Source organism: Streptomyces sp. NPDC055140 (assembly GCF_053607285.1).
In genome coordinates this window covers 1-1,491 of the sequence record NZ_JBSGTG010000189.1, presented here as the reverse complement: position 1 = coordinate 1,491, position 1,491 = coordinate 1, and the positions used below count along the sequence as shown (strand labels likewise).

Annotated in this window: 1 protein-coding gene; it reads left to right on the top strand. The window is 67.9% G+C overall.

Annotated elements, in window-relative coordinates; translation table 11 throughout:
- Nucleotides 1-122: 122 nt before the first annotated feature.
- On the top strand, nt 123-1,484 hold the full coding sequence (locus tag ACWFR4_RS48880; RefSeq protein WP_453658457.1) for an IS30 family transposase: 1,362 nt from the start codon (nt 123-125) through the stop codon (nt 1,482-1,484).
- Nucleotides 1,485-1,491 lie beyond the last annotated feature (7 nt).

The window sequence follows — 1,491 nt, the reverse complement described above, 5'->3', positions numbered from 1 at the left end:
GGCGGATTCAACTGGTCGTCGCAACACCTTGATCACGGAGGTATGCGATGGAACGAGACCAGAAGCAGAAGGTGCCGGAGGCGCCTGCGGGAGCGCGACGGCAGTGGGCGGCGGATCGGGCGATGCGACCGCCGATACGTTCACCGGGTCGGCCGGAGCCGTCTCGTGCAGTGCAGCGGCACTTCTGGCGGCGGATCGCGTCGGGAGTGACGACGGCAGAGGCCGCGGTGGCTGTTGGCGTTTCATGGCCGGTCGGAACCCGGTGGTTCCGTCACGCTGGCGGGATGCCGCCGATCAGCCTGGACGAGCCCACCGGCCGCTATCTGTCGTTCGCTGAGCGTGAGGAGATCGCGCTACTGCGCGCCCAGGAGTTCGGCGTGCGGGAGATCGCTCGCAGGATCGGCCGCGACGCGGGCACAATCTCACGCGAGCTGCGCCGCAACGCGGCGACCCGGGGCGGCAAACCGGTCTACCGGGCTCTGGTGGCGCAGTGGAAAGCGCAGCAGGCTGCGAAGCGCCCGAAGACCGCGAAGCTCGCAGGCGACGACAGGTTGCGCGAGTACGTGCAGGAGCGGCTCGCCGGCAGCGTCCGTCGCCCCGACGGCATGATCGTCACCGGGCCTGAGACGCCTGGGTGGAAAGGGCTGAACAAGCCGCATCGGCAGGACAGGCGTTGGGCGACGGCATGGAGTCCGGAGCAGATCTCGCACCGGCTCCATGTCGACTTCCCCGATGATGAGTCCATGCGCATCAGCCACGAAGCGATCTACCAGGCGCTGTTCATCGAAGGCCGTGGCGCGCTCAAGCGCGAACTGGTCATGTGTCTGCGCACCGGCCGGGCACTGCGGGTTCCCCGTGCACGGTCGCAGAACAAGCCGCAGGGGCATGTCACCGCGGACGTCATCCTCAGTGAACGCCCCGCCGAGGCCGGGGACCGCGCGGTCCCCGGACACTGGGAAGGCGATTTGATCATCGGGACGGGCCGCTCCGCGATCGGCACGCTTGTCGAGCGCAGCAGCCGCTCCACGCTCCTGGTGCACCTGCCTCGGCTCGAGGGCTGGGGCGAGAGTCCGCCCGTGAAGAACGGCCCCTCGCTCGGGGGCTATGGCGCGATCGCGATGAACGCGGCGCTCACCACGTCGATGACGCAGCTGCCCGAGCAGCTACGCAAGAGCCTCACCTGGGATCGCGGGAAGGAACTCTCCGGTCATGCCCAGTTCGCTCTCGATACCGGGACGAAGGTGTTCTTCGCCGATCCGCACTCGCCCTGGCAACGACCGACGAACGAGAACACGAACGGGCTGCTGCGTCAGTACTTCCCGAAGGGCACTGATCTCTCCCGTTGGTCGTCCACGGACCTCGAAGCCGTCGCCATGGCGATCAACAACCGGCCCCGCAAGGTCCTCGGTTGGCGGACGCCGGCCGAGGTCTTCGAAGAGCAGCTACGCTCGCTGCAACAGCCCGGTGTTGCAACGACTGGTTGAACTCGCC